The 476-nt window shown below is 26.9% G+C and carries 1 protein-coding gene; it reads right to left on the minus strand.

The window, feature by feature from the left end; translation table 11 throughout:
- Positions 1-476, minus strand: a 476-nt coding sequence (locus CBI42_RS11270; protein WP_094753983.1) for a hypothetical protein, incomplete at both ends; no start/stop codon positions are given.

Here is a 476-nt window from a genome sequence, read left to right on the forward strand (position 1 = left end):
TATTTAAAATAGTGTATACGATAAAATATGATGATAAAGTTAATACAAGACTAATATAATTACCCGAACTTATAAAAATTGCAGCAGTCACTATTCCTATAATCAAAAAACAGAGCATCGTTATATATAATATTAAAACATTCCTTTTTTCTTGCTTTAAAAAGTTTTGATAGTTTCTTAAATCAATTTGAAATTCTTCTAACTCAATGACACGATTTAAAACATAATAAAGTAATAAGCTACTACCAATACTAATGATAATATAAGCAAGGACCAAAGACAGCAACCGAAAATCTGTTGGTACTTCCCCATTTTTACTTATACTTCTTAAAACAATATATAAAACAAGAGCAATTGAACTGTAACCAGTAATGGCAGTTGCTCCAATAGTTTTATCCTTTGTTGGATATAAAAGTTGATGATTCTCATTGTTATAATAGACAGATTTTTCCTGATATATACCTAGGACAATGAAA

Origin of the sequence: Streptococcus sp. KR, assembly GCF_002238115.1 — a bacterium.
Taxonomy (GTDB): Bacteria; Bacillota; Bacilli; order Lactobacillales; family Streptococcaceae; genus Streptococcus.